General features: G+C 70.0%; 19 protein-coding genes, 1 tRNA gene and 1 pseudogene. 11 read left to right on the forward strand and 10 right to left on the reverse strand.

Features of this window, described 5'->3' with window-relative positions; genetic code table 11:
• Window positions 1-114: 114 nt before the first annotated feature.
• The 9 genes and pseudogenes from tmk to OG897_RS38895 all read left to right on the forward strand — a co-directional run bounded on the left by tmk (window position 115) and on the right by OG897_RS38895 (window position 10,704).
• Window positions 115-3,276: a dTMP kinase gene (gene tmk / locus OG897_RS38855; RefSeq protein ID WP_266664840.1), complete on the forward strand. Its 3,162-nt coding sequence runs from the start codon at window positions 115-117 to the stop codon at window positions 3,274-3,276.
• 187 nt (window positions 3,277-3,463) lie between these two features.
• On the forward strand, window positions 3,464-4,669 hold the full coding sequence (locus OG897_RS38860; RefSeq protein ID WP_266664841.1) for a DNA polymerase III subunit delta': 1,206 nt from the start codon (window positions 3,464-3,466) through the stop codon (window positions 4,667-4,669).
• Window positions 4,670-4,799: 130 nt separating this feature from the next.
• Window positions 4,800-6,368, forward strand: a complete 1,569-nt coding sequence (locus tag OG897_RS38865; RefSeq protein ID WP_266664843.1) for an alpha/beta hydrolase — start codon at window positions 4,800-4,802, stop codon at window positions 6,366-6,368.
• Between the two features lie 155 nt (window positions 6,369-6,523).
• A tRNA-Thr gene (locus tag OG897_RS38870) sits at window positions 6,524-6,597 on the forward strand.
• A gap of 419 nt (window positions 6,598-7,016) precedes the next feature.
• Window positions 7,017-7,778 (forward strand): hypothetical protein, encoded by a 762-nt coding sequence (locus tag OG897_RS38875; RefSeq protein ID WP_266664845.1) that lies wholly within the window; start codon window positions 7,017-7,019, stop codon window positions 7,776-7,778.
• Entirely contained in the window at window positions 7,775-9,865 is a 2,091-nt protein-coding gene (locus OG897_RS38880) for a DNA methyltransferase (RefSeq protein WP_266664847.1), read from the forward strand. The genes OG897_RS38875 and OG897_RS38880 overlap by 4 nt, the downstream gene beginning before the upstream one ends.
• Window positions 9,866-9,923: 58 nt before the next feature.
• A pseudogene (locus tag OG897_RS38885) lies at window positions 9,924-10,049 on the forward strand (SGNH/GDSL hydrolase family protein); the annotation flags it as partial.
• 33 nt (window positions 10,050-10,082) lie between these two features.
• Window positions 10,083-10,469 carry an SDR family NAD(P)-dependent oxidoreductase gene (locus OG897_RS38890; protein WP_266664849.1) on the forward strand — a complete coding sequence of 129 codons (387 nt, stop codon included), beginning with the start codon at window positions 10,083-10,085 and terminating at the stop codon, window positions 10,467-10,469.
• Entirely contained in the window at window positions 10,390-10,704 is a 315-nt protein-coding gene (locus OG897_RS38895) for a hypothetical protein (RefSeq protein WP_266664851.1), read from the forward strand. The genes OG897_RS38890 and OG897_RS38895 overlap by 80 nt, the downstream gene beginning before the upstream one ends.
• Window positions 10,705-10,766: 62 nt before the next feature.
• Here OG897_RS38895 and OG897_RS38900 read toward each other — a convergent pair whose 3' ends face one another.
• The 9 genes from OG897_RS38900 to OG897_RS38940 form a co-directional block, all read right to left on the reverse strand.
• Window positions 10,767-11,651 (reverse strand): LysR family transcriptional regulator, encoded by an 885-nt coding sequence (locus OG897_RS38900; protein WP_266664853.1) that lies wholly within the window; start codon window positions 11,649-11,651, stop codon window positions 10,767-10,769.
• 60 nt (window positions 11,652-11,711) lie between these two features.
• Window positions 11,712-12,947: an MFS transporter gene (locus OG897_RS38905; RefSeq protein ID WP_266664855.1), complete on the reverse strand. Its 1,236-nt coding sequence runs from the start codon at window positions 12,945-12,947 to the stop codon at window positions 11,712-11,714.
• Complete coding sequence (locus tag OG897_RS38910; RefSeq protein ID WP_266664856.1) at window positions 12,944-14,077, reverse strand: Gfo/Idh/MocA family oxidoreductase; 1,134 nt, start codon at window positions 14,075-14,077, stop codon at window positions 12,944-12,946. The genes OG897_RS38905 and OG897_RS38910 overlap by 4 nt, the downstream gene beginning before the upstream one ends.
• Window positions 14,078-14,083: 6 nt before the next feature.
• A complete protein-coding gene (locus tag OG897_RS38915; protein WP_266664858.1) occupies window positions 14,084-14,719 on the reverse strand; it encodes a GNAT family N-acetyltransferase in 636 nt (211 codons plus the stop codon).
• Window positions 14,716-15,993 carry a 5-aminolevulinate synthase gene (hemA, locus tag OG897_RS38920; protein ID WP_266664860.1) on the reverse strand — a complete coding sequence of 426 codons (1,278 nt, stop codon included), beginning with the start codon at window positions 15,991-15,993 and terminating at the stop codon, window positions 14,716-14,718. Before hemA ends, OG897_RS38915 begins: the two co-directional genes overlap by 4 nt.
• Window positions 15,994-16,267: 274 nt before the next feature.
• Window positions 16,268-16,918: a GNAT family N-acetyltransferase gene (locus tag OG897_RS38925; RefSeq protein WP_266664862.1), complete on the reverse strand. Its 651-nt coding sequence runs from the start codon at window positions 16,916-16,918 to the stop codon at window positions 16,268-16,270.
• Window positions 16,919-17,056: 138 nt separating this feature from the next.
• The gene (locus OG897_RS38930; protein WP_266664863.1) at window positions 17,057-17,674 is read right to left on the reverse strand and encodes a thioredoxin domain-containing protein; all 618 of its coding nucleotides are present in this window, start codon (window positions 17,672-17,674) and stop codon (window positions 17,057-17,059) included.
• A gap of 203 nt (window positions 17,675-17,877) precedes the next feature.
• Window positions 17,878-18,393, reverse strand: coding sequence for a DNA starvation/stationary phase protection protein (locus OG897_RS38935; protein WP_266664865.1), 516 nt, complete (start codon window positions 18,391-18,393; stop codon window positions 17,878-17,880).
• Window positions 18,394-18,455: 62 nt separating this feature from the next.
• On the reverse strand, window positions 18,456-18,833 hold the full coding sequence (locus OG897_RS38940; RefSeq protein ID WP_266664867.1) for a DUF6479 family protein: 378 nt from the start codon (window positions 18,831-18,833) through the stop codon (window positions 18,456-18,458).
• Between the two features lie 105 nt (window positions 18,834-18,938).
• Here OG897_RS38940 and OG897_RS38945 point away from each other — a divergent pair, with 105 nt between their 5' ends.
• Together OG897_RS38945 and OG897_RS38950 are read left to right on the forward strand one after the other, a co-directional pair.
• Window positions 18,939-19,478: a SigE family RNA polymerase sigma factor gene (locus OG897_RS38945; RefSeq protein ID WP_266664869.1), complete on the forward strand. Its 540-nt coding sequence runs from the start codon at window positions 18,939-18,941 to the stop codon at window positions 19,476-19,478.
• Between the two features lie 52 nt (window positions 19,479-19,530).
• Window positions 19,531-20,826 carry a hypothetical protein gene (locus OG897_RS38950; protein ID WP_266664871.1) on the forward strand — a complete coding sequence of 432 codons (1,296 nt, stop codon included), beginning with the start codon at window positions 19,531-19,533 and terminating at the stop codon, window positions 20,824-20,826.
• A gap of 43 nt (window positions 20,827-20,869) precedes the next feature.
• Here the strand turns inward: OG897_RS38950 and OG897_RS38955 are convergent, their stop codons facing one another.
• Window positions 20,870-22,567 (reverse strand): bifunctional 3'-5' exonuclease/DNA polymerase, encoded by a 1,698-nt coding sequence (locus OG897_RS38955; RefSeq protein ID WP_266664873.1) that lies wholly within the window; start codon window positions 22,565-22,567, stop codon window positions 20,870-20,872.
• Window positions 22,568-22,576: the final 9 nt, after the last annotated feature.

The following is a 22,576-nucleotide window of genomic DNA, read 5'->3' on the forward strand; positions in this document are numbered from 1 at the left end:
TTGCCCGCCCGTTCCGCCCCCTTGGGCGGCCCCGCCGCCCAAGGGGGCTCGGCCTTCACACGTTCGTTCGAGGACCCGCGCATGGGTGCCGGGCAGGCCGGATAGGCTGGCGGGATGACGCGAGCCGAGCAGCCAACGGTCGTGAGCCCCACCTCCGACGCACTAGCCGCAGACTCACGCGAGCGAGCCGTACGGGCTCTTCTGCGCCACCAGCCGTTGAAACGGCTGTGGAGCGCACAGCTCGTCAGCGGTGTCGGGGATGCTCTCGCCCTACTCGTACTTCTTCTGCTGACGCTGGAGGCATCAGGCCCCCGAGCGGTGTTCGGCGGCGAATACCGCGGTGCCGCCTTCGTGGTCGCCGCCGTGTTCGGGGCGCGGCTCCTCGCGACGCTGCTGTTCGGGGCCGTCCTGCTGGGGCCGGTTTCGGCGCTCGTCGCGCCGGGCGGCCCGCTCGACCGGCGCTGGGCGATGCTCGCCGCCGACGGGCTGCGGCTCGCGCTGCTGGTCGTCGCGCCCCTGTGGATCGGCTGGATGCCGGACAAGGCGACGCCGATGCTGCTGGTCACCGTCTTCATCGTCGGGGTCGCGGAGCGGTTCTGGTCGGTGGCGCATGAAAGTGCCGCCCCGGCGCTGCTGCCCGCCCCGCCCATCGAGGGCGATGCGGTGCGTCCGCTTCCGGATCACCTCGGGGCGCTGCGCAGGCTGACGCTCCGTACGAACTTCGCGGCGATCCCTCTCGCCGCCGCGGCTCTTCTCGTCGCGACGCTGATCGGGCGGCTGCTCGGAACCGGGCTCGGGTGGTTCTCCAGCCACCAGGCGGCCCTTGGGTCGTACGTCGCGGCCGGGCTCTTCGCGGCCTCGCTCTCGACGCTGGTCTTCCTGGAACTGCCCGACGCCCACACCCCGCGTCCGCGCTCCCCGCTGGAGGGCCTGCGCAGGCCCAGTACCGGCAACGGACCCGACAAGGGGCGTACCGGGGCCATTCCGCTTCTGGTGCTGGCCGGGGGTGCCGTGACCGGTGCCGTCGCCGTTGCCGCCGCCGTTTCCGTACTGCACGCGCAGGACCTCGGCGGCGGGGGCGCGGTCTTCGCGCTGCTGGTGCTCGCGCTCGCCGCAGGTACCGGGCTCGGGATCCGTACGGCGGTCAAGGTTCTTCCGGCGTTCTCGCGGCGGCGTCTGCTGGCGCTCGCGCTCGCCGTCACCGGGGTCGCGCTGCTGGCCATGGGGCTGGTGCCCGACACCACCACGGTGCTGCTCCTCGCGCTGCTCGCGGGGTACGCGGCGGGTGTCGCCGCGCACACTGCGCACACCCTGCTGGACCTGGAGACCGAGGACTTCCGGCAGGCCAGGACCACCGAGCACCTCCAGGCCGTCGTACGGGTCAGCGGGTCGCTCGGCATGCTCGCCGGGCCGCTGCTGGCCGCCGCGATCGGGCTGCACCGGTTGCAGAGCGGAAGCTTCGTCTTCGTCCAGGGCGGCGGGGCCGCGTACACGTTGATGCTGGTCGGGGCGTTGTTGCTGCCCGTGGCCGCGCTCGTACTCGCGAAAACGGATGACCGGCAGGGCGTACCGCTGCGGCGGGACCTGCGGGAGGCGATCCGGGGCGGCGAGCCCGCGCAGGCACCGTCGAAGACCGGGTTCTTCATCGCCCTGGAGGGCGGCGACGGGGCCGGAAAGTCGACACAGGCGAAGGCTCTGGCCGACTGGATAAGGGCCAAGGGGCACGAGGTCGTCGTCACCCGGGAGCCGGGTGCGACGCCGATGGGGAAGCGGCTGCGGTCGATTCTGCTGGACGTGTCGAGCGCCGGTCTGTCGAACCGGGCGGAGGCGCTGCTGTACGCCGCCGACCGCGCGGAGCACGTGGATTCGGTGGTGCGGCCCGCGCTGGAGCGGGGCGCGGTGGTCATCACGGATCGGTACATCGACTCGTCGGTGGCGTACCAGGGGGCGGGGCGGGATCTGGCTCCGACCGAGATCGCGCGGATGTCGCGGTGGGCGACGCACGGTCTCGTACCGCATCTGACGGTTCTGCTGGACGTGTCCCCGGAGACGGCGCGAGAGCGCTTCACGGAGGCGCCGGACCGGCTGGAATCGGAGCCTCCGGAGTTCCACGCGCGGGTCAGGGCCGGTTTCCTGACGCTGGCGGCCTCGGATGCGAGCCGGTACCTGGTGGTGGACGCGGGGCAGGAGCCCGAGGCGGTCACGACGGTCGTACGGCATCGGCTCGACCAGATGCTGCCCATGTCGGAGCAGGAGATCGCGGCTGCCGAGGCGGCGCGCAAGGCGGCCGAGGAGGAGGCGCGACGCCTCGCCGAGGAGGAGGCCGCGCGCAAGGCCGAGGAGGAGCGCGTCGAGCGCGAGCGGCAGGAACAGCTCGCCCGGCTGCGTGCCGAGGAGGAGGAGCGCAAGCGCCGCGAGATCGAGGAGGCGCGGCGTCGTGAGGCGGAGCGCCAGGCGGAGGAGGCCAGGCAGCGCGCCGAGGAGGCGCGACGGCTGGCCGAGGAGGAGCGCGTACGGCGCGAGGCCGAGGCCAAGGCGCGGGCCGCCGAGCAGGAGCGGATGCGCAAGCAGGCCGAGGAGGAGGCGCGGCTGCGTGCCGAGGCGGAGGAGCGCCGCAGGGAGAAGCAGCGCAAGGCGGAGGAGGCCCTGCTGAAGGCGGAGGCGGCGCGGTCGGCGGCGGCTGCGGCCTCGGCGGCTTCCGCGGCTGCGGCGGTGGCTTCGGCCCCTGTGGCTCCTGCGGCTCCTGCGCGGGGTCCGGTTGTCCCTCCGAAGGCGGCGGTTTCGGATCGCGTGCCGGAGACGGACAACGAGACGACCGTGCCGACGCCGATCGTGCGGCTGGACATGACGAAGGGGGAGGAGCCGGGTGCACCGGCGACTCCCGACGTGGCCGAGACGACGGTGCTGCCGAAGCCGGTTCCGGGCGCGGGTGTGACTCCGGGTGCGGCGGACGAGACCGCGGTGATTCCGGCCGTACGGGAGACGGGTTCGGCGGCGGACGAGACGGCCGTGCTGCCGCCCGTACGGGACGGAGGCCCGACGGACCGGGTGCCCTCGGGGTACTTCCGGGACGAGCCCGAGGTGGACCGGACCCGGGAGCTGCCCCAGTACTACTCGGACGATCCCGAGGGCACCGAGGCCGAACGCAGGCCGAAGCGGCGCTCGGACTGGGCGGAGGAGACTCCGCTGGACGACCTGCCGTCGCTGGCGGACGAGCTGCTGGGCGGGCCGGACGAGGACGAGGGCAAGGGTCGTAAGGGGCGCGGACGCAGGTAGGTGGTGGGGGCGGCGCCGAGGGTGGCGCCGCCTCTCAGCCTCGCCGAGGGTGGCGCCGCCTGTCCGTCTCAGCGGAGGCCGATGCCACGGAGGGGGCCTTCGGAGGACCCCGTCCCCGATTGTCAGTGGGGTCACCCACAATGGGAGACCAGCCCCACCCCGGGGCCCGCAAGCGCAGGGAGCGGCCATGTCCGTATGGGACGACCTCGTCGGCCAGGAGCGTGTCCAGGAGCAGCTGGCCGGTGCCGCCAAGGACGCCGATGCCCAGGTCACGGCCCAGTCCGTCGGCGGGTCCAGCCCCGAGGCGTCGAAGATGACGCACGCCTGGCTGTTCACCGGACCCCCCGGCTCCGGGCGCTCCACGGCCGCCCGCGCCTTCGCTGCCGCGCTTCAGTGCACCAGCCCCGACCGGGCCCTCGGCGGTGCCCCCGGCTGCGGGTTCTGCGACGGTTGTCACACCGCTCTCGTCGGTACGCACGCCGACGTGGAGGTCGTCCGTACGGACCTCCTCTCCATCGGCGTCAAGGAGACCCGCGACCTGGTCCGCCGCGCCCAGCTCTCGCCCGCCGTCGGCCGCTGGCAGGTCATCGTCCTGGAGGACGCCGACCGCCTCACCGAGGGCGCGGGCAACGTCCTCCTCAAGGCCGTCGAGGAGCCCGCCCCCCGCACGGTGTGGCTGCTCTGCGCGCCTTCCCTCGAAGACGTGCTCCCCACCATCCGCTCCCGCTGCCGCCACCTCACCCTCAGCACCCCCTCCGTCGACGCGGTCGCCGACGTCCTGGTCCGCCGCGACGGCATCGACCCCGAAGCGGCCATGACCGCGGCCCGCGCCACCCAGGGCCACATCGGCCGCGCCCGCCGCCTCGCCACCGACGAACGGGCCCGCAACCGCCGGGCCACCGTCCTGCGGCTGCCCCTGCGCGTCGACGACATCGGCGGCTGCCTCAAGGCCGCACAGGAGCTGGTCGACGCGGCCGGTGAGGACGCCAAGCAGGTCGCGGAGGACGTCGACGAGAAGGAGACCGAGGACCTGAAGGCCGCCCTCGGTGCGGCCGCCGGAGGCCGGATGCCGCGCGGCACGGCGGGCGCGATGAAGGAGCTCGCCGACCGCCAGAAGCGCCGCTCCACCCGTACGCAGCGCGACAGCCTCGACCTCGCCCTCACCGACCTCACCGGCTTCTACCGCGACGTCCTCGCCCTCCAGCTCCGCTCCTCGGTCGCCCTCGCCAACGAGGACGTACGGGAATCCCTGGACCGCATCGCCCGCGACTCGACCCCCGAGCGCACGCTGCGCCGCATCGAGGCGATCATCGCCTGCCGCCGCGCCCTGGACCGGAACGTCGCCCCGCTGCTCGCGGTCGAAGCCATGGCGGTGTCCCTGCGGGCGGGCTGAGCGGGACCGAGGAGCAGGACCAGGGCCTGGGGACCCGGGGCCGGGCACCCTGGTTGACCGCCTCACTCGTACGGGCAACTGCTCGCACCCAGGGCACACGCCACGTAACAATCCCACTACGCTCCGACATATGAACTCCAGGCGTCTGCTCCGCTCCTCCGCCACCCTGTTCGTCGCGACCGGTCTGCTGATCACCGGCTGTTCCACCGGATCGGGGGCCTCGTCACCGCCGAGCCGTACGGTCTCCACCGCCGCGCAGGTCACCGGATCGGCGCAGGCCGTCGACCGGGCCGCCCTCGCCCCGTACTACTCCCAGAAGCTGACCTGGCGGGAGTGCGGCGTTCCCGGTTTTGAGTGCGCGACGATGAAGGCACCGCTGGACTACGCGAAGCCCACGGGCGGCGACATCAACCTGGCGGTCGCCCGCAAGAAGGCCACAGGACCCGGTAGGCGCATCGGATCACTGCTGGTCAACCCGGGCGGGCCGGGCGGTTCCGCGATCGGCTACCTCCAGGCGTACGCCGCCCTCGGCTACCCCGCGCCGGTCCGCGCCCGCTACGACATGGTCGCTGTCGACCCCCGAGGCGTCGCCCGCAGCGAGCCCGTCGAGTGCCTGACCGGGCCCGAGATGGACGCGCACACGCAGGTCGACCAGACCCCGGACGACGCGGCCGAGATCGCGAAGCTGACGGCGGCGTACGAGAAGTTCTCGAAGGGCTGCGAGCGGCGCTCCAAGAAGATCCTCCCGCACGTCTCCACCGTCGAGGCGGCCCGCGACATGGACGTCCTGCGCGAGATCCTCGGCGACGAGAAGCTCCAGTACGTGGGCGCCTCCTACGGCACCTTCCTCGGAGCCACGTACGCCGAACTCTTCCCCGACCGCACCGGCCGCCTCGTCCTCGACGGCGCGATGGACCCCTCTCTGGCCGCGCGGGACATGAACCGCGACCAGACCGCCGGGTTCGAGACCGCCTTCCAGTCCTTCGCCGCCGACTGCGTCAAACAGAAGGACTGCCCGCTCGGCACCGGCACCCCCGCCGAGGCCGGTACCCGCCTCAAGGCCCTCTTCACCTCGCTCGACACCAAGCCCGTCCCCACCAAGGACAAGAACCGCCCGCTCGGCGAGGCCCTCGCCACCACGGGTGCGATCGCCGCGATGTACGACGAGGGTGCCTGGCCCCAGCTCCGCGACGGCATCAAGGCCGCCCAGCAGGGCGACGGCAACGGCCTCCTCGCCCTCGCCGACACCTACTACGAGCGCGACGGCAGCGGCACGTACGCCAACCTCATGTACGCCAACACCGCCGTCAACTGCCTGGACCTCCCCCCGGCCTTCACCTCCCCCGCCGACGTCCAGTCCGCCCTCCCTGCCTTCGACAAGGCGTCCCCGGTCTTCGGTGAGGGCCTCGCCTGGGCCTCCCTGAACTGCGCCTCCTGGCCCGTGAAGCCCACCGGCTCCGGCCACCGCATCGAGGCCAAGGGCGCCGCCCCGCTGGTCGTGGTCGGCACCACCCGCGACCCCGCGACCCCTTACAAGTGGGCCAAGTCCCTCGCCGACCAGCTCGCCACCGGCACCCTCCTCACGTACGACGGCGACGGCCACACCGCGTACGGCCGAGGCAGCGACTGCATCGACACGGCGATCAACACCTACCTCCTGGAGGGCACCCCTCCGAAGGACGGCAAGCAGTGCTCCTGACCCCTCGCTGACCCGTCACCGACCCGTCACCGACCCGTCACCGACCCGTCACTGACCTGCGCGGAGTCCCCGGTTCCGGGGGTGTGCGGAGCACCCCCGGAAACTGTGTAGACTTGGCTCCGCTGCTGATCGCACTATGGTGTGAACGCAGCGGCGCCGCCTTAGCTCAGTTGGCCAGAGCAACGCACTCGTAATGCGTAGGTCTCGGGTTCGAATCCCGAAGGCGGCTCGGATCAGCCCCAGGACTCACTCGCCGTGACCTGGGGCTTTTTCATGTGTGGGGCATGCCGAGCCGCACGACGAGGATGCCGTGGAAGTGCTTGCGCTGGAGCGGTACCTACTCGTCGGTGGCGTCGGCCGCGTTCTCCACCTTCAGCGGAGCTGGTGGCTCGGGCAGTTCCTGCCTCTGGCGCACGTGTGGACGGCTTGCTCCGGCAGCCCGGCCCCGGGCCAGTCGGGAGCGCAGCTCGCGCATTACGGACACTTGCTCGGGACTGCCAGAACCTCCCGCAACCTCCATCAGCGCGAAGAGTGGTTTCTGCCTGCATGGCTCTTTGTGCGCGTGGTTGTTCTGTAACCTCGGGTCGTCGACGCCTTGAGCGGCGGCCCGGGTGGACTCCGAGCTACAGAGAATGACAGAGGGTGGCAGTGAGCGCGGTTGAGCAGGTATTTCTGGAGTGCGAGCGCGCTCGGGCAGACGGTGACTTGATTCGGCGCGTCTCCGCCAGTGACAAGGAGTACCACTTTCAGAATTGGGTGCAGACTCGTATAGAAGCATGCGGGCTTTCGTACGACGAGCCCGGCCGAAACACCTACCCGGACTTCCGACTCGTTCATCATCCGGAGGGGTACGAAGTCAAGGGTCTTGAATTTCCCGGCCGCGAAGCGGACTACGACTCAAACTCACAGGTGCCCACCGGCAATCATGGCGGGCGTGAGGTCTTTTACGTCTTCGGTCGCTACCCGAAGTCAGAGCGCGGTGTCGATGAGTACCCGGTTGTGGATCTGGTGGTGTGCCACGGCAGCTTCCTCAATGCCGAAAGCGAGTACGTCCACAAAAACAAGTCATTTCGCGGCTTTGGTTCATACGGTGACATTCTGGTGCGCGACCGTAAGATGTATGTCGTGCCAACTCCCTTCGCTCTAGCTTCCGGAACTGCAGGGCTCTCGACCCTGATCGTTCCTTCTGAATTCAAGCCGCAGTCGGACGCTTTGGTTCAGGTGGGTGAGCTTGATCGGACTGAGGTTGACGAGGTCCTCGTTTCGTATGAGTTTAACCTTCAGAGCAATGAGATGGTGACGCGCAAGGCGCCGAATCCTAATTTCGGCAAGGTCCACAGCTTTCGTGCATATCGTTCGCGTGGTGCGGGCGATTCCAAGTTGGTTTCCCTCTCGGGGGGCCGTGGGTGACAGTCGTAGTTCCGTCGCGAACCAGCCTGGAGTCAAACTTTCCGGCAGCGATGCTTAGCGAAGTCGGTACGAAGGAATCTTGGCGCAAAGAAGTCCACCGCCCAGCCACCAGCACCCACAAATGGTGGGCGAAGCGCCTAGGTACCGTATTCCGGGGGATTATTGCGTCGGCAACGACGCCTGATGGAGCTGATGCCGCAGGGGTCTACGGATCGTCGCTCGACCTGATGGGCGCAATTGTTCTCGATCCGTTTTCAGGCTCAGGTGTGACCGGCGTGGAAGCCCTCAAACTTGGTGCCAGGGCCGTTTGCTTCGACATCAATCCTGTGGCCACGCTCGTGCAGCGTCAGGCTGTTCAGCCGTGGGACCTCGGGGCTCTTGAAGCTGCTTACAAGGAGGTTGAGTCGGCCTGTCGGCCGGAGGTTGATCGACTCCATCGCACAGAGGACGGAAGGACCGTTCTTTACTATTTTTGGGTCGCGACCGTCGACTGTCCCGATTGCTCCAAAGTAGTTCGTTTGTTTGACTCGCCAGTATTCTCCAAGAACGCGTATCCGAAACGAGTACCCAAAGCGCAAATCGTCTGTCCTGATTGCCTCTCCATTCAGGAGGGGAGGTATGATTTCGTTGCTGAGACATGTCCAAACGGGCATGCGATTATGCAGCGTGGCGCAGTGCGGGGCCAGGTGGCGACATGTGGGAACGGCCATAGCTTCAAGGTTCTCAGTGCTCTCAACGGGTCGCGACCGCGATACGAGATGTACGCAAAGATGGTGGCCAACTCGGACGGGTTGAAAAGCTACGAAGCTATTACCGACTGGGATCGGGAACTCTACGAAGAGTGCGTCGAAGCGCTCGCAGCTCTACCTCAGTCTGCTGTTCTTCCACGCGGTCGGCTGGCTCCCGGTAACAACACCAATCAGGCCCTGAAGTGGAACTTCCGGGAGTGGCGTGATTTTTTCAACGCGCGCCAGTTGATTTCCCTCTCGCTGATGTCGACAACCATTCGTGACCTTCCCGGGCCAGCGTCGGAACGCGAAGCGCTCTGTGCTCTTTTCTCAGGAACGCTCGAATTTAACAACCTGTTTACATCGTTCAAAGGTGAGGGGACAGGGGCTGTCCGGCATATGTTCAGTCATCACATCCTCAAGCCGGAGAGGACTCCACTGGAGGCGCATCCATGGGGCACTTCCCAGTCCTCCGGCGCATTCTCCACCCTTTATAAGAGTCGCCTGCTCCGTGCTCAGGAGTACAAAACGAAACCTGCCGACCTCGTAGACCGAGGCGCTGGGGTCGAGCGTATCTTCGGAGTTTCAAAGCCAGTGGGTGCGAGTATTGCGGGCTCGTGGGATTCTTTCGCCTCGTCCGAAGGGCAGGCGGCATATGTTGCTACCAGGAACTCGGCAGAGACAGATATTCCGGATGAGGCGGTTGACCTCATCGTTACCGATCCGCCCTATATGGATAACGTTCATTACGCTGAGCTCGCGGACTTCTTCCATGCGTGGCTCCAGTGCATGCGGCCGTACACCGGGTACTCCGATGCGGCAACAACTCGTCGATTTGGCGAGGTTCAGAATGCTGACCCGGTGGAGTTTGGGAAAGCACTCGAGTCCGTGTGGGCCGAGTCGGCGCGAGTCTTGAAGCCGGGCGGTCTGCTGGCTTTCACATTCCACCAATCTCGGATGAGCGGATGGGTGCAAGTCGTTGAGTCGCTACGCCGTTCCGGTTGGGTCGTGACGGCCGTTCAACCGGTGAAGGGCGAGATGACGACCAGCGTCGTCAAGGCTGGAGCCCGTGAACCTTCCAATCTCGACAGCGTTGTGGTGTGTCGCCGGGTCGTGGACGGAGCGACGAATCCGAATTCTTCGGTAGAGGAAGCGCTAGCGACTGCCGCGAGGGAGCTGACAGACCTTCTGGATTCCCAAGTCGAGGTTGGGGCAGGCGACGTCAGGTCAGTTGTTCGTGGAGCGCTTCTGGCCTACCTCGCTTCCACGGGCGTAGACCTGGATGAGGCAGCGGCCGCACTGGTGGACTCCCTCGCGACGGAAAGCATCGAGACACTGCTTGGAGTTCGGACCAGGTAGCGGCGCTCGACAGGCGCGGAGGGTGGATCTGGGGGTCTCCAAGCGGGCCATTCTGCTTGCCTTCGCCGATCCCGCGGGCCTCGAGTGGCTCGACCCCGCCTACGACAGCGGCGACCACAAGCACCCCAACGATGCCGGATACGGCGAGATGGCCCGTGCTGGGGAACGCACGCTGCTGATCTGACCGATCGCAGCCGCAGCGGAACGTCCGCAGGGAGTGGGTCTCCGCAGGGATCGGGCGGCCACCGTACGACTGCTCGCCGCCGAGGGCGCCACCGTGGTGCGGGTTGCCAGGAAGGCAAACTCCATCGCGGCTCTCGGCGACCGCGTCGACGGCATCGCGGCGGACACCTCCGAACCAGACGCACCCGCGCGCGTCGTCGACGCGGTTCTGGAGCGTCACGGGCGGCTCGACGGCCTAATCAACAACGCCGGGCGGTCTGCACTTGCTTACCGGGTCCCTCGTGGGGTCGGACGAAAAGTGGGAGCGCGGCTGCGCGTTGAACTTCCATGCCGCCGTCCGCATGACCCGGGCCGTGCTGCCCGCGCTGCTCACCAACGGTGCGGATACCGGTACCGGGAGCGTCGTTCATGTCGCCAGTGAGGCCGCCTGCTTCCTGGGTTCGCCGATCGTCGACGCCGCTGCCAAGACGGCGCTGCTCTCGGTCTCCCCATCCCTGGCCGCAGAGTTCGGGTCGCAGGGCTCCGGTCCAACGTCGTCTTTTCCGGCCCGGCCCGTACCGTTCTCTTTGACTCCCCGGGCGGCTTCGCCGAGCAGCTCGCGGAGTGGTTCGGGCTGCCGGTCGAGGAGGCCGTCGATCACTTCGTACGAGAGGTAGGGCGGCTGCCCAGTGGCCGTATCGGAACCCCTGATGACGTCGCCAGGCACAGGCGCGCCATGTCAGGTGTGGGCCGGGATGCGGTGGGGGGTGGGGGTTTCTGAGGGGCGGGGGTGGCGGAGGGCTTGGCCGAAGGTGGCGGCGTGGGGGTGGGGGTTGGTGCGGGGGTAGGCGTAGGTGAGGACGGCGGAGGGGGCGTCCGTGAGGGGGAGGTAGAGGATGTCGGGGTCGGGGTGCTGGGCGGCGACCGAGACGGGGAGGACGCCGACGCCTCGGCGGCCGGCGACGGCGTGGAGGTACTCCTCGATGTTGGTGGTCTCCGCGCCGATCTCGGGGGTCGAGTCGGCGGGCCAGTCCTGGGGGGTGAGGGTGCCGCTGACCGTGTTGACGATGAGGCAGCGGCGGCCGAGGTCGCGCCAGGTGACGCGGTCGCGTACGGCCAGGGTGGAGCGGCGGGAGACCGCGGCGATGTAGGGCTCGCGCAGGATCTCGGTGGTGGTGAAGCGGGGGTCGGGGACCGGGCCCCAGAGGAGGGCGGCGTCGACGGAGCCTTCGCGCAGGCCCGCGGTGCTGTCGTCGCGGCGGATGGTCTGGACGAGGACCAGGTCGCGTTCTTCGAGGGTGGACTGGGCCTGGCGGCCTCGGTGCAGCGGGTAGCCCCAGGCGTAACCGAGGCGGAGGGAGCGCTGGGGTTCGGCGGGGCGGAGGGCCGATTCCAGTTGGGGGAGGAGCAGGTGGAGGTCCGCCTGGAGGCGGCGGCCTTCGGCGGTGAGGTTGGGGTGGCGGGTGCTGCGGTCGACGAGCTGCCGCCCCAGCACCTCCTCCAGACGCTGAATCTGCCGGCTCAGGGTCGGTTGGGAGATGCCGAGGCGGTCGGCGGCCCAGGTGAAGTGCTGTTCCTCGGCCAGGGTGAGGAAGCATCGCAGGTGGCGCAGCCCGATATCCATGGGGTCATGCTAGCCAGGGGCGGGGTGCACCTGGGTGGGGTGGGGGTGTGTTTCCGCAGGTCAGGGGGTTGGGGCGGGGGCAGAGGTGGTCTTTGCCCGGACCAGCGTGAGGTGGAGGAGGAGGGCGAGGAGGGTGAGGGCTCCCGTGAAGTACGGGAGGGAGGAGGGCGAGGCGCCGAGGCCCAGGACCAGGCCGCCGAGGGCGGAGCCGATGCCGCTGCCGAGGTAGACGGCGGAACTGTTGAGGGAGACGGCGACCGTGGGCTGGTCGGGCTGGGCGGCGATGAGCTGGTGCTGCTGGGGGACCTGGACGGCCCAGCCCGCGGCGCCCCAGACGACCAGGGGGAGGATCGCCGCCCAGGCGGCGGCGTGGGCCGCGGCGGGGAGGGTGAACTGAGCGACCACGATGAGGGCCAGGATGCAGGTGACCGCCGCGAACGGGCGGCGGGTGCGGTCGACGATCGGGCCGATGAGGAGGCTGCCGATGATGCCGCCCGCGCCCCAGGCCCACATCGCCCAGACGGTCTGGTCGGTGTGCGCGGCGTCGACGAGGAACTCGGCGAGGTACGTGTACAGGCCGAGGCTGGCGATGCCGCCGAGGAGCGAGACGGTGACGATCCCGGCCACCCGGCCGTTGGCGAGGGCGCGGACGCGCTTGGCCAGCGGCGGGGGCGGACTCACGTCGAGGTGGGGCAGGCGGGTCAGGCCGATCAGGGCGATCAGGCCGAGGCCCGTGATCAGCCAGAGCGTGCCGCGCCAGCCGATGTGGTCGGCGAGGAGCATTCCGGCGGGTACGCCGATGACGGTGCCGATGCTCAGGCCGCCCATGACGGTGGCGAGGGCACGCCCTCGGCGTTCGGGGGTGGTGAGGCCCGCGGCCGTGGCGGCGGCGATGGGGGAGTAGACGCCCGCGCCGATTCCGGCCACCGCGCGGGAGAGCAGGAGCACCCAGAGGGAGGGGGCGAGGGCGGTGAGGGCGTTGCCGATCGTGAAGACGAGGAGCGCGACGGCGAGGACCGTCTTGGCCGGGCGCTTGGCGAGGAGAGTGGCGAAGACCGGGCCGCCCAGCGCGTAGCAGAGCGTGAAGACGGTGACCATCTGTCCGGCCGAGGAGGCGGAGATGTTCAGGTCGGCGGAGACGTGGGGGAGCAGGCCCGCCATCACGTAGGCGTCCACGCCGAGGGCGAAGGTGCCCAGGGCGAGGAGGGGGATGAACTTGGCGCGGCCGTCCCCCTTCTGGGGCTTCTGGGGGGACTTTTGGGAGGCGGCAGCTGTCGTGGGTGGCGTGGTGGTCATCCGAGGCGTTCCAGGTTCGTTTCGGGGGTGATCTGGCGGCCGTCGGGGAAGTAGGCGGCGGGGCCGGTCAGCCGGGCCTCCAGTTCGATCTCGTTGAGGAGGCGCTGGAGGCGTACGGACTCGGCGAGGTCCGCGAACTCCACGGCGGGGCGCTGACGGTCGTACGCGTAACGGACGGCGTCGGCGGTGATCCGGCGCAGGCCGACGATGGTGTCGAAGCCCTCGGGGACGGGGTCGTGGCGGGTGTCGACCGTGAGCAGGGTCTCCTCCCGGCCGTCGGCCGTCCGCCAGATCCGCAACTGGTCGGCGTCCCAAGTGGGGTTGGAGTACTCGGCGGCGGCGTAGACGAGACCGCCGTCCGGGTCGCGGAAGACGCAGTCGATGGTGCGCTGGCGGGTGACGTTGACGAAGCTGCTGTACGCGCTGACCACGGCGTCGCCCAGCTGTGCCGTCAGGGCCACGCTGTCCAGGACGTCGCGGCCGGAGATCGAGTAGTCGGAGCTGACACCGACCGCGTGGCGGAGCTGGAGGCGCGAGCCGTCGAGGGAGAGGCGCTGCACGAGGTCGAGGGAGTGGATCACCTCGCTGGTGACGCCGACCGTGGGGCGGTGGTCGTTGATGCGGTTCTTGCCCCAGGTGGCGTGGGCGCGGACCAGGGCGAGGCGGTTGTGGTGCACGTACCTGTGGAGGGCGACGCTCGCCTCCGAGTAGCGGCCGACCAGGTCCATGGCGAAGCCCGAGACCTCGGTGAGGGCGGAGGTGACCGCCTCCAGGTCGTCGTGGAGGGAGGTGAGGGGCTTCTCGGCGAGGACGAAGCCCCGGTAGCCCTTCAGGCGCGTGAGGATTTCGGCGTGCGCGGAGTCCGTCACGGCGACGATGACGAGGTCGGGCGAGAAGGTGTCGAGGGCCTCGGTGAGGGAGGCGAAGTACGGGATGTCCTCGATGGTGCGGTGGCGGGCGTGGTACGCGACCTCGATGTTCAGGTCGAGGGGGCCGGAGCTCGGTCCGGAGGGGCCCGGTCCGGTGGGGCCCGGGCCCGGTTCGCCAGGGCCGGAGAGGGTGCGCAGGGCGGTCAGGAACCGCGTACCGGCGTAGCCCATGCCTGCGATCAGTACTTTGACGGTGTTCATCGGGGATCAGCCCTTTCGCTGCGCGGTGACCGGCTGGTGGTAGAGGTTTTCGCCGGTGGGCAACCAGCCCGCGCGGCGGTGGAAGTCCACGGCCCCGCTGGCGCTCTGCATCACGGCGACGTCCGCACCTCGGGTGTGCGCCCAGACGAAGAGGTGATCGACCACGGCGGTGCCGAGGCCCTTGCCTCGGTCGCGCGGGTCGGTGACGAGGGTCTGCATCCAGGCCACGCGACCGCTGGGGTACGCGGGGGAGGGCGGGCGCAGGTCGATGACGGCGATGGCGCAGGCGCTGAGCCGCCCGTCGGGGCCGGGGGCCACGGCGACGCAGACGTCGTTACGGCGGTGGGCGTGGGCCAGCGTCTCGGTCAGCCAGGTGCGGTAGCCGTCGCGCCAGGCGGCGCGGGCTTCGGGGGTCGACGCGGTGTAGGGGAGGGCGGCGGCAGGTGCGGCTGTGCCCTTCGCGTCCACCGTGTTCGTCGCGCCCTCCGTGCCCTCTGTGTCCTCCGCGCCCTTCGCGCCCTCCGTGCCCTTCGCGTCCTCCGCGCCCTTGCCGTCCAGCAAGTACGCGCGCAGGCGGATGAGTTCGTCGATGTCGGCCGGTTCCGCGTGCCGGACCGCGGGCGGGGCGGTGGTCGTCGTCACGCCGTCCTCCCGTACGTCTCCTGCGTCCCGTACGTCTCGTGCGACTCGGGCGTCCTGCCGTGGATGCCGAAGTGGCGGAAGACCTCGTCCAGGGCGTGCACCAGGTGCGCGATGTCCTCGGCGGTGTGGTTGGGCGTCACGTTGACGCGGAAGCGCTCGGTGCCGACCGGAACGGTGGGCGAGTTGATCGGCTGGAGGTACACGCCGTGTACGTCCAGGAGCCGGGCGGCCGACCGCTTGCACAGGTCGGAGTCACCGATCAGGACCGGCAGTACGTGGGTCGTGCTCTGCGGCATGACCTCGATGCCCACGCCCGCCAGGGCCGCGCGCAGGTCGGCGGTCTTGCGCCGCAGCGCGTCCCGTTCGACGGTGGAGGACTTCAGGTGTTCCACGCTGGCGTGGCAGGCCGCGACGATCGCGGGCGGCAGCGAGGTGGTGAAGATGAAGCCCGAGGCGAAGCTGCGGATCGTGTCGATCAGGGTGTGCGAGCCGGTGATGTAGCCGCCGATGACGCCGATTCCCTTGGCCATCGTGCCCTGGATGATGTCGACGAAATGGTCGACATTCAGTTCGGCGGCCATTCCCGCGCCGCGCGGCCCGTACATTCCGATGGCGTGCACTTCGTCGAGGTAGGTGAGCGCGTTGTATTCGTGGGCGACCTTGACCATGCGTTCGATGGGAGCGACGTCGCCATCCATCGAGTAAATGGACTCGAATACGACGATTTTCGGGCGGTCCAGCGGCTGATCGGCGAGGAGTTCTTCCAGGTGGTCCACGTCGTTGTGGCGGAATACCTTGCGTTCCGCCTTCGTGCTGCAAACGCCGTTGATGATCGAAGCGTGGTTCAGTTCGTCCGACAGCACGAGGGTGTCGGGCATCAGGCGCAGCAGGCACTGGAGGGTGGCGTCGTTCGAGCCGTAACCCGTGGGGAAGACCAGGGCGGCCTCCTTACGGTGCCACTCGGCGAGCGACGTCTCCAGTGCGGCGTAGTGGGCGTGGGTGCCGCCGATGTTCCGGGAACCGCCGGAGCCCGCCCCGTACGCGTCGATCGCCCGGTGCATGGCCTCGACGACCCGGGGGTGCTGCGACATTCCCAGGTAGTCGTTGCTGCACCACACGGTCACCTGCTGAGTGCGCCCGTCGGCGGCGCGGTGCGTCGCCTTCGGGTAGGCGCTCGCGTGCCGATTGATTTCGACGAAGGACCGGTACTGTCCGTCTCGTCTCAGCTTTTCGAGTTTCTCGGCCAGATAACCGTCGTACATTTCCCCGTGCATTTCCCCGCCTTGCAACGAGCGTGTGTCGGTGGTCGTTCACTGATCGCTCACCGATCGCACGCAACTTGTAATCGAGGGAAGTACATACAGGCGGCATCCCGGCCGCAAGCCGATGGCCTGCATCTCTTATGCATTCTCCGTATGCATGCAGGACATCGGCATCAAGGCGGGGCGTGAGATGCCAGTCACACTGTTGCGGAAGAATTGCGGGGCGACGTTTCGGAGCGGGGCGGGCCCGCCGCTTCTTTCAGTACGTCGCCGGAGTGGTCGCCGGTCAGGGCCGGGTCGGGGTGCGGGGGGCCCGGGACCAGACCTCCAGTGCGGGGCGGCCGTTGGCGGCCGGGAGGTCGTCGGTGCGGTGCCAGTGCCAGGACTCGTACGCCGCCTTGGCCACCGTGTTGGAGGACTCGATGAGGGTGGTGACGTGCTCGGCGTCGACCCGTACGAGCAGCCGCTCCTGGAGTTCCTCGGCGACTCCGCGGCGGCGGTGGGACGGTGCGACCATCAGCTCCGCCACGTTGAAGACCCGGCCGGAGTCGGCCAGTTGGCCCATGCTGGACGGGGCGATGTCGTGGCGTCCGTACCACCAGGAGCCCTGGCGGTCGGGGAGGAAGCCGTAGATGCAGCCGACCAGTACGGTCGCGGAGCTGGCGATCAGCATGTCGAAACCGGGGCGCTGGACGTCCGCGGCGAAGCGGTCGAGGAAGGCGGCCCGGTCGTGGAAGACGGGGGCGGGGGCGCTCGCGGGGGCCCCCTTGTCGCCCTTCTGGTACGAGATGCGCCCGTCCGTGGTGTACGGGCGGGCCGGTGCGACGGCCCCGCCGTCGCGGTACGTCGCCTCGTACAAGTCGGCGACGGATTCCCGTTGTTGGTCGGCCTGCCACCTGCTCAGCCGACGGATGAAGACCTCTGCCACTGCTGCCATGCACACAGAGTGTCAGGGGGCGGCGGGGAGCGGAACAGGTCGCTTGTTTCCTGTGCGGGGCCGGTCCCGGGGGCCGAGTTCCGGTCCTCCTGCCGGTCCTCCGGGCCGTGCTTCCGCCGGTCCTCCCGCCGGTCCCGTCTACCGCGTCAGCGCCGCTTCGATCTGGGAGGTGATCTCGGCGGCGGGGAGCGGTCGGCCCGTGCGGTCGAAGCCGTGCACCGAGACCTCGCCCAGGCGCAGCGTCGGCGTGCCGCGCACGCCGCTGGTGCCGAACGCCTCCGCGACGGCCGTGGCCCAGGACGCGTACGTTCCTGAGGTGACGGCCTCGCGGAAGGCGGGCGCGGTCAGGCCCGCCGATTCCGCGACGCGCAGGAGGACGGCCGGGTCGCCGTAGGAGTCGACGCTCTCGTCGGGCTGCTGGGCGTAGAGGGCCTCGTGCAGGGTCTTGAAGGCCGACTGGCTTTCGTTGATCGCCGCGCCCGCCGCGTTCAGCGCCGTGGCGGAGCCCTTGCCGCCGAGCATTCCGTCCAGGAACGCCGCGAAGTGGTACTCCAGGCGCAGCCGCCCGGCGTCCGCGAAGCTCCGGATCGCCGCGCCCGAGGTCTGTTCGAGGGCCGCGCAGTACGGGCAGCGGAAATCCTCGTACAAGGAGAGAACCGGCAGGTCACTGGCTTCTCCGTACGGGATCACCAGGCCGGATCCGCCGGTGGTGTGCGCGGGGGCCAGGGGCTGCGGCGACGTGGGCTGCTGCGACATGGGGCGGGCTCCTTTTCCGTCCCTCCCAGGTACGCACAGGGGGGCGGGGGCCGCATCTCAGGCAGGCAGGGAGGCAGGCAGGGAGGCAGGCAGGGAGCGGGGCGGGGGCGGGGGCGTTGGTGGCGCCCGCCCCTACGGCCCCTACGGCCCCTACGGCCCCTACGGCCCCTACGGCCCCTACGGTGCCTGTGACCCCTGTCGTGTCAGTGGTTCTCGGCCTGGAACATCCAGTGCTGCTTCTCCAGCTCAGCGGTGAGGGAGATGAAGATGTCCTGGGTCACCGGGTCCGGCCGGTCGGTCGCGGCGATGCGCTCGCGCATCCGCTCGATCGTGCCGCCCAGCGCCTGGACCAGGAGGGCCACCACGTCGTCGTCGGCGATCCAACCGGACGCGGGCTGCGGCAGCTTGGTGGATTTGGCGATGGTGGCCGCCCGGCCGTCGGGGGCGATGCCGATCGCGGAGGCGCGTTCGGCGACGGTGTCGGCGTAGGCGCGGGCCGTGTCGACGATCTCGTCGAGCTGGAGGTGCAGCGAGCGGAACCGCGGGCCGATGATCGTCCAGTGCGCCTGCTTGGCGAGCAGGGAGAGGTCCAGCAGGTCGACCAGGGCGCCCTGGAGTGCGATGCCGGTGATCTGGCGGGAGGTCTCGGGCAGCGTGCTCTTGATGGTGGGGGGCGTGAGGGAGGTGGGCGTGGTGGGGGTGTGGGTGGGGGTGGCCATGGTGGTGGTCCTCCTGTGGTTCTTGTGATTCCTGTGGTGTGGATCGCTCGGCCGGTGGGCCGTTACGTGTCCGGGCCCTGCCCGCCCAGGTGGTGCGGGGTGCGGCGGACGCCGTCCTGCGGGAGCTCGTGCGACTCCGGGTGCTCGTGCACCACGCCGGGCGGGTGGTCCCGCTCCGGGGCGCGCGGCTGCTCCTCGGGGCGCGGTGCCGGGGGCTCGCGCTTCTTGACGCGGATACCCAGCACGACGGCGCCTATGAGCATGGCCACGATCACCAGCCCGATCAGGAACGGCGCGATGCCCACCAGCAGGTCGCGGGAGACGGCGAGCTCCTGGGAGGAGAGGCCGGGGGAGACGTGCCCAGGGGAGACGGACCCGGGGGAGGTGAGTCCCGTGGCGGCGAGTTCTGATCGAATGCTTTCGGCGCTGAGTGCGTACATGCGTCCCGCGTACCCCACACCTGGCCTCGAATGCGGATGAAACATTCCGCCGGGGACAGCGCGTCAATGAGGTGTAGGCGGGGAGCGAAGAAGGGGCTGGACTGGATGCGGGGGACGCGGCGCGACGCGGAGTACCTGGAGTTCGCGACCGTCAGGGGCGGTCACCTCTACCGGTCCGCATGCCTGCTGACCAGCGGCGATACATATTTCGCCGAGGATCTGACCCAGGAGACGCTGGGGCGGATGTACGCCCTGTGGGGGCGGGTCTCGCGGATAGACAACCCCGCCGCCTACGCCCAGACCGTTCTCGTACGGACCTTCCTCACTCAGCAGAGACGGCGCTCCTCCACCGAGCGGCCGTTCGGAGAGGTCCCCGACGGAGCGGACGTCGCGGGCGGCGCGGGCGGCTCGGGTGGCTCGGGCGCCGACCCGGAACTGCGCGTGACCCTCCTCCAGGCGCTGGGGCGGCTCGCGCCGAAGGACCGGGCGGTGATCGTGCTGCGCTACTGGGAGGACCGCAGCATCGAGGAGACCGCCGACGCGATGAACGTGAGCTCGGCGGCCGTACGCACCCGGTCCGTACGAGCGCTGGCGAAGCTGCGCGAGCAACTGGGCGGAAGTCTGGTCGAGTTCGCCTCCCGCTGACGACCTTCTCCTGACGACACGACAGACACGACACCCATGACGGGGGTTTGCCATGCCAGATTTCGAGGACGAACTCGGCCAGGCGCTGCGGCGCACCGGCGACAGCTTCTCCACCGACCAGCAGCGGCTCGCCGACACCGGGCAGGCCAGGGGCCGGCGCGCCCTGCGCCGCCGCCGGGTCGGCGCGGTCACCGGCAGCGTGGCCGCACTCGCCCTGGTCGGCGTGGGCGGGGCGTGGGCGGGCGGCCTGCTCGGCGGCTCCGGCAGTTCCGGCGGCGGCCGGGGCGACGTGGCGGCCCCCCTGCCGTCGGTGGAACGGACCAGCGCGAAGAGCGGCGACACCACGGGCAGGGGCAGTGGCACCGACAAGGCCGGTACGGCGACCGGCAGCACGCACCACATCACCCGCGCCTGGATGACCGACACCTTCAAGGGGCTGCTGCCGCGCGGCGAACTGACTGAGGTGTCGGCCAAGGGGACGGAGCCGAAGGAGGACGTCAAGAACAGCCCGATGGTCTACGCGGTCTTCGACGACGGCAAGGGCAGGGCGGCCGTCACCCTCGGCATCACGCGGACCGACGCGAAGAGCGAGACGGCCCGCGAGATGGTCACCTGCCCGGCCAGGACCTACGTGCGCTTCGACTCGTGCAGGAGCGAGAAGCTCTCGGACGGCTCGGACTTCATGCTGCTCCAGGGGTATGAGTACAGCAACGGCCAGGAGAAGACCAAGAACTGGCGGGCGACGCTGGTCACGCCGGACGGCCTGGTCGTCGACGCGAGCGAGTACAACGCGCCCGCCGAGAAGGGCAAGCCGGTCAGCCGCCCCAACCCCCCTCTGGACCCGGCCCAGTTGAAGAAGCTGGTGACCGCCGGGGCGTGGCGCGACGTCACGGACGCCCTTCCGGCAGCGGAGCCCGTAGGCGACGCCGGCATTCCGGGTGAGCCGAGTGCCGAGAAGATGACCGGCACCCTCGCGGCCCTGCTGCCGAAGGGGTTGAAGACCAGCGACAAGTTCAGCCAGTCCGGCTTCACCAGCGCGGTCGTCAACGACGGCAAGGGCGGCAGCCTCGTCCAGGTCAACGCCCAGGTGGACATGAGCGACCTGCTCGGCGGCAAGAAGCCGACGGAGCCCGACGGCCGCGTGGTCTCCGTGACCCGGGGCGGCGGGGAGAAGGGTGTTTCGGGCATCGTGATGCTCACCGTCGACGCCGTCGGCCCCGACGGGCGGCGCGTCGTGATCTCCGCCTTCAACTCCGACACCCAGCACTCCGCCCCCACCCGCAGGCAGCCCGCCCTCACGGTCGAGCAGCTGAAGGCGATCGTGCTCAGCCCCACCTGGTGGAAGTGACGCCCGTACGGGCTCGCTCGGCCGCAGCGACTCCCGTGCGGGCTCACTTGGCGTCGGCATAGCACTCCACCTCCGCCACCGTGAACGGGAAGCGCACCGGGGTCTCCCCGAAGGCGATCCGCCCGGCCAGCTCAGCGGCCGCGCGGATCGCCTCCGCGACCGCCCCCGCCTCCTCGGCGGGACAGTGCACGATCACCTCGTCGTGCTGGAAGAAGACCAACTGCGCCTTCATCCCGGCTTGGTGCAGCGACTGCCGGAGTGCCGCGAGGACCAGCAGCATCCAGTCCGCCGCGCTGCCCTGGACGACGAAGTTACGGGTGAAACGGCCCCGCGCCCGGCTGTTCCGGGAGGCGTATCCCGGGGCGAACTCGCCCTCGCCCGGCGGTGGCTCCCGGTCGGCCTCCTGGGGAAGGCCCGCCTCGCCGAAATCGTCGTCCGCCCCCGCCGCCGGAGGGCAGGTCCGGCCGAGCCAGGTCCGTACGAGACGGCCCTCCTCGCCCGCGCGCGCCGCGTCGTCCACGTACGCGACGGCGAGCGGGAATCTTCGGCGCATCGCGGCCAGGTTCTTCAGGCCGTCGCCCGATGTCTGCCCGTACACCGCGCCCAGCACCGCCAGTTTCGCCGCCTCGCGGTCGCCGGAGAAGGCCCGGTCGGAGACCGATTTGTAGAGGTCGCCGGGCTGTCCGGCCACGTCCATCAGGCCGGGGTCGCGGGAGATCGCGGCGAGTACGCGCGGCTCCATCTGGTCGGCGTCGGCCACGACGAGACGCCAGCCCGGGTCGGCGACCACCGCACGGCGGATCACCTTGGGGATCTGGAGGGCGCCGCCGCCGTTGGTCACCCAGCGCCCGGTGACCGTGCCGCCCGGCAGGTACTCCGGGTGGAAACGGCCGTCGCGCACCCAGTCCTGGAGCCAGCCCCAGCCGTGCGCCGTCATGACGCGGTACAGCTTCTTGTACGCGATCAGGGGCTCCACCGCCGGGTGGTCGATGCCCTCCAGCTCCCAGCGCCGCGTCGACTTCACCTTGATCCCGGCCTGCCCGAACGCCTTGATCACGTCGGCGGGCAGCTCGGGGCGCACCCGGCGGCCGAACGCCCGCGACACCTCGTCGGCCAGCTCCGCCATCCGGCGCGGGTCGCCGCCGCCCGTGTACCGCTCGCCGAGGAGTTCGTCGAGTACGGCCCGGTGGACGTCGGCCCGCCAGGGGAGGCCCGACCCGTTCATCTCGGCGGCGACGAGCATCCCGGCGGATTCGGACGCCGTCAACAGGCGCATCCTGTCCGGGTGCTCGGCCGCGTCGTGTCTTCGCTGCTGGTCGGCGTACACCTCCAGGAGGGCGTCGAAGGGGAGGTGCACGGGCTGCGGCTCGAAGAGCGAGGACTGCGATCCCGGCTCGGCGGCGCGCTGCGGCGGATCGGGCGGCACGGGGCGGTGGTGCAGCCGGGCGTGCGCGGCGGCGGCGGAACGGGGCTCGCCCCAGCGGCCCGCGTGCCCCAGGAGGAGGAGCTCGGCGTCCTCGATGTCGTAACAACGGTCCACCCGGACCCCGGCGGCGAGCAGGCCCGGGTAGATCTCGGCGGTGTTGCGCCACACCCAGCGGCCGACCTCGGGGCGGGAGCGGACCGCCTCGGCGAGGTCGGGTTCGTGGCACGGCTCGGCGGCGGGGCGGCCGTCCCGGTCGAGCGGGACGAGCAGTGCCCCGCCCCCCTCTGCCGAGGCGACGGCCCACCGGTCGTTCATGATGCCGAG

Source organism: Streptomyces sp. NBC_00237, from assembly GCF_026342435.1.
Lineage (GTDB): Bacteria > Actinomycetota > Actinomycetes > Streptomycetales > Streptomycetaceae > Streptomyces.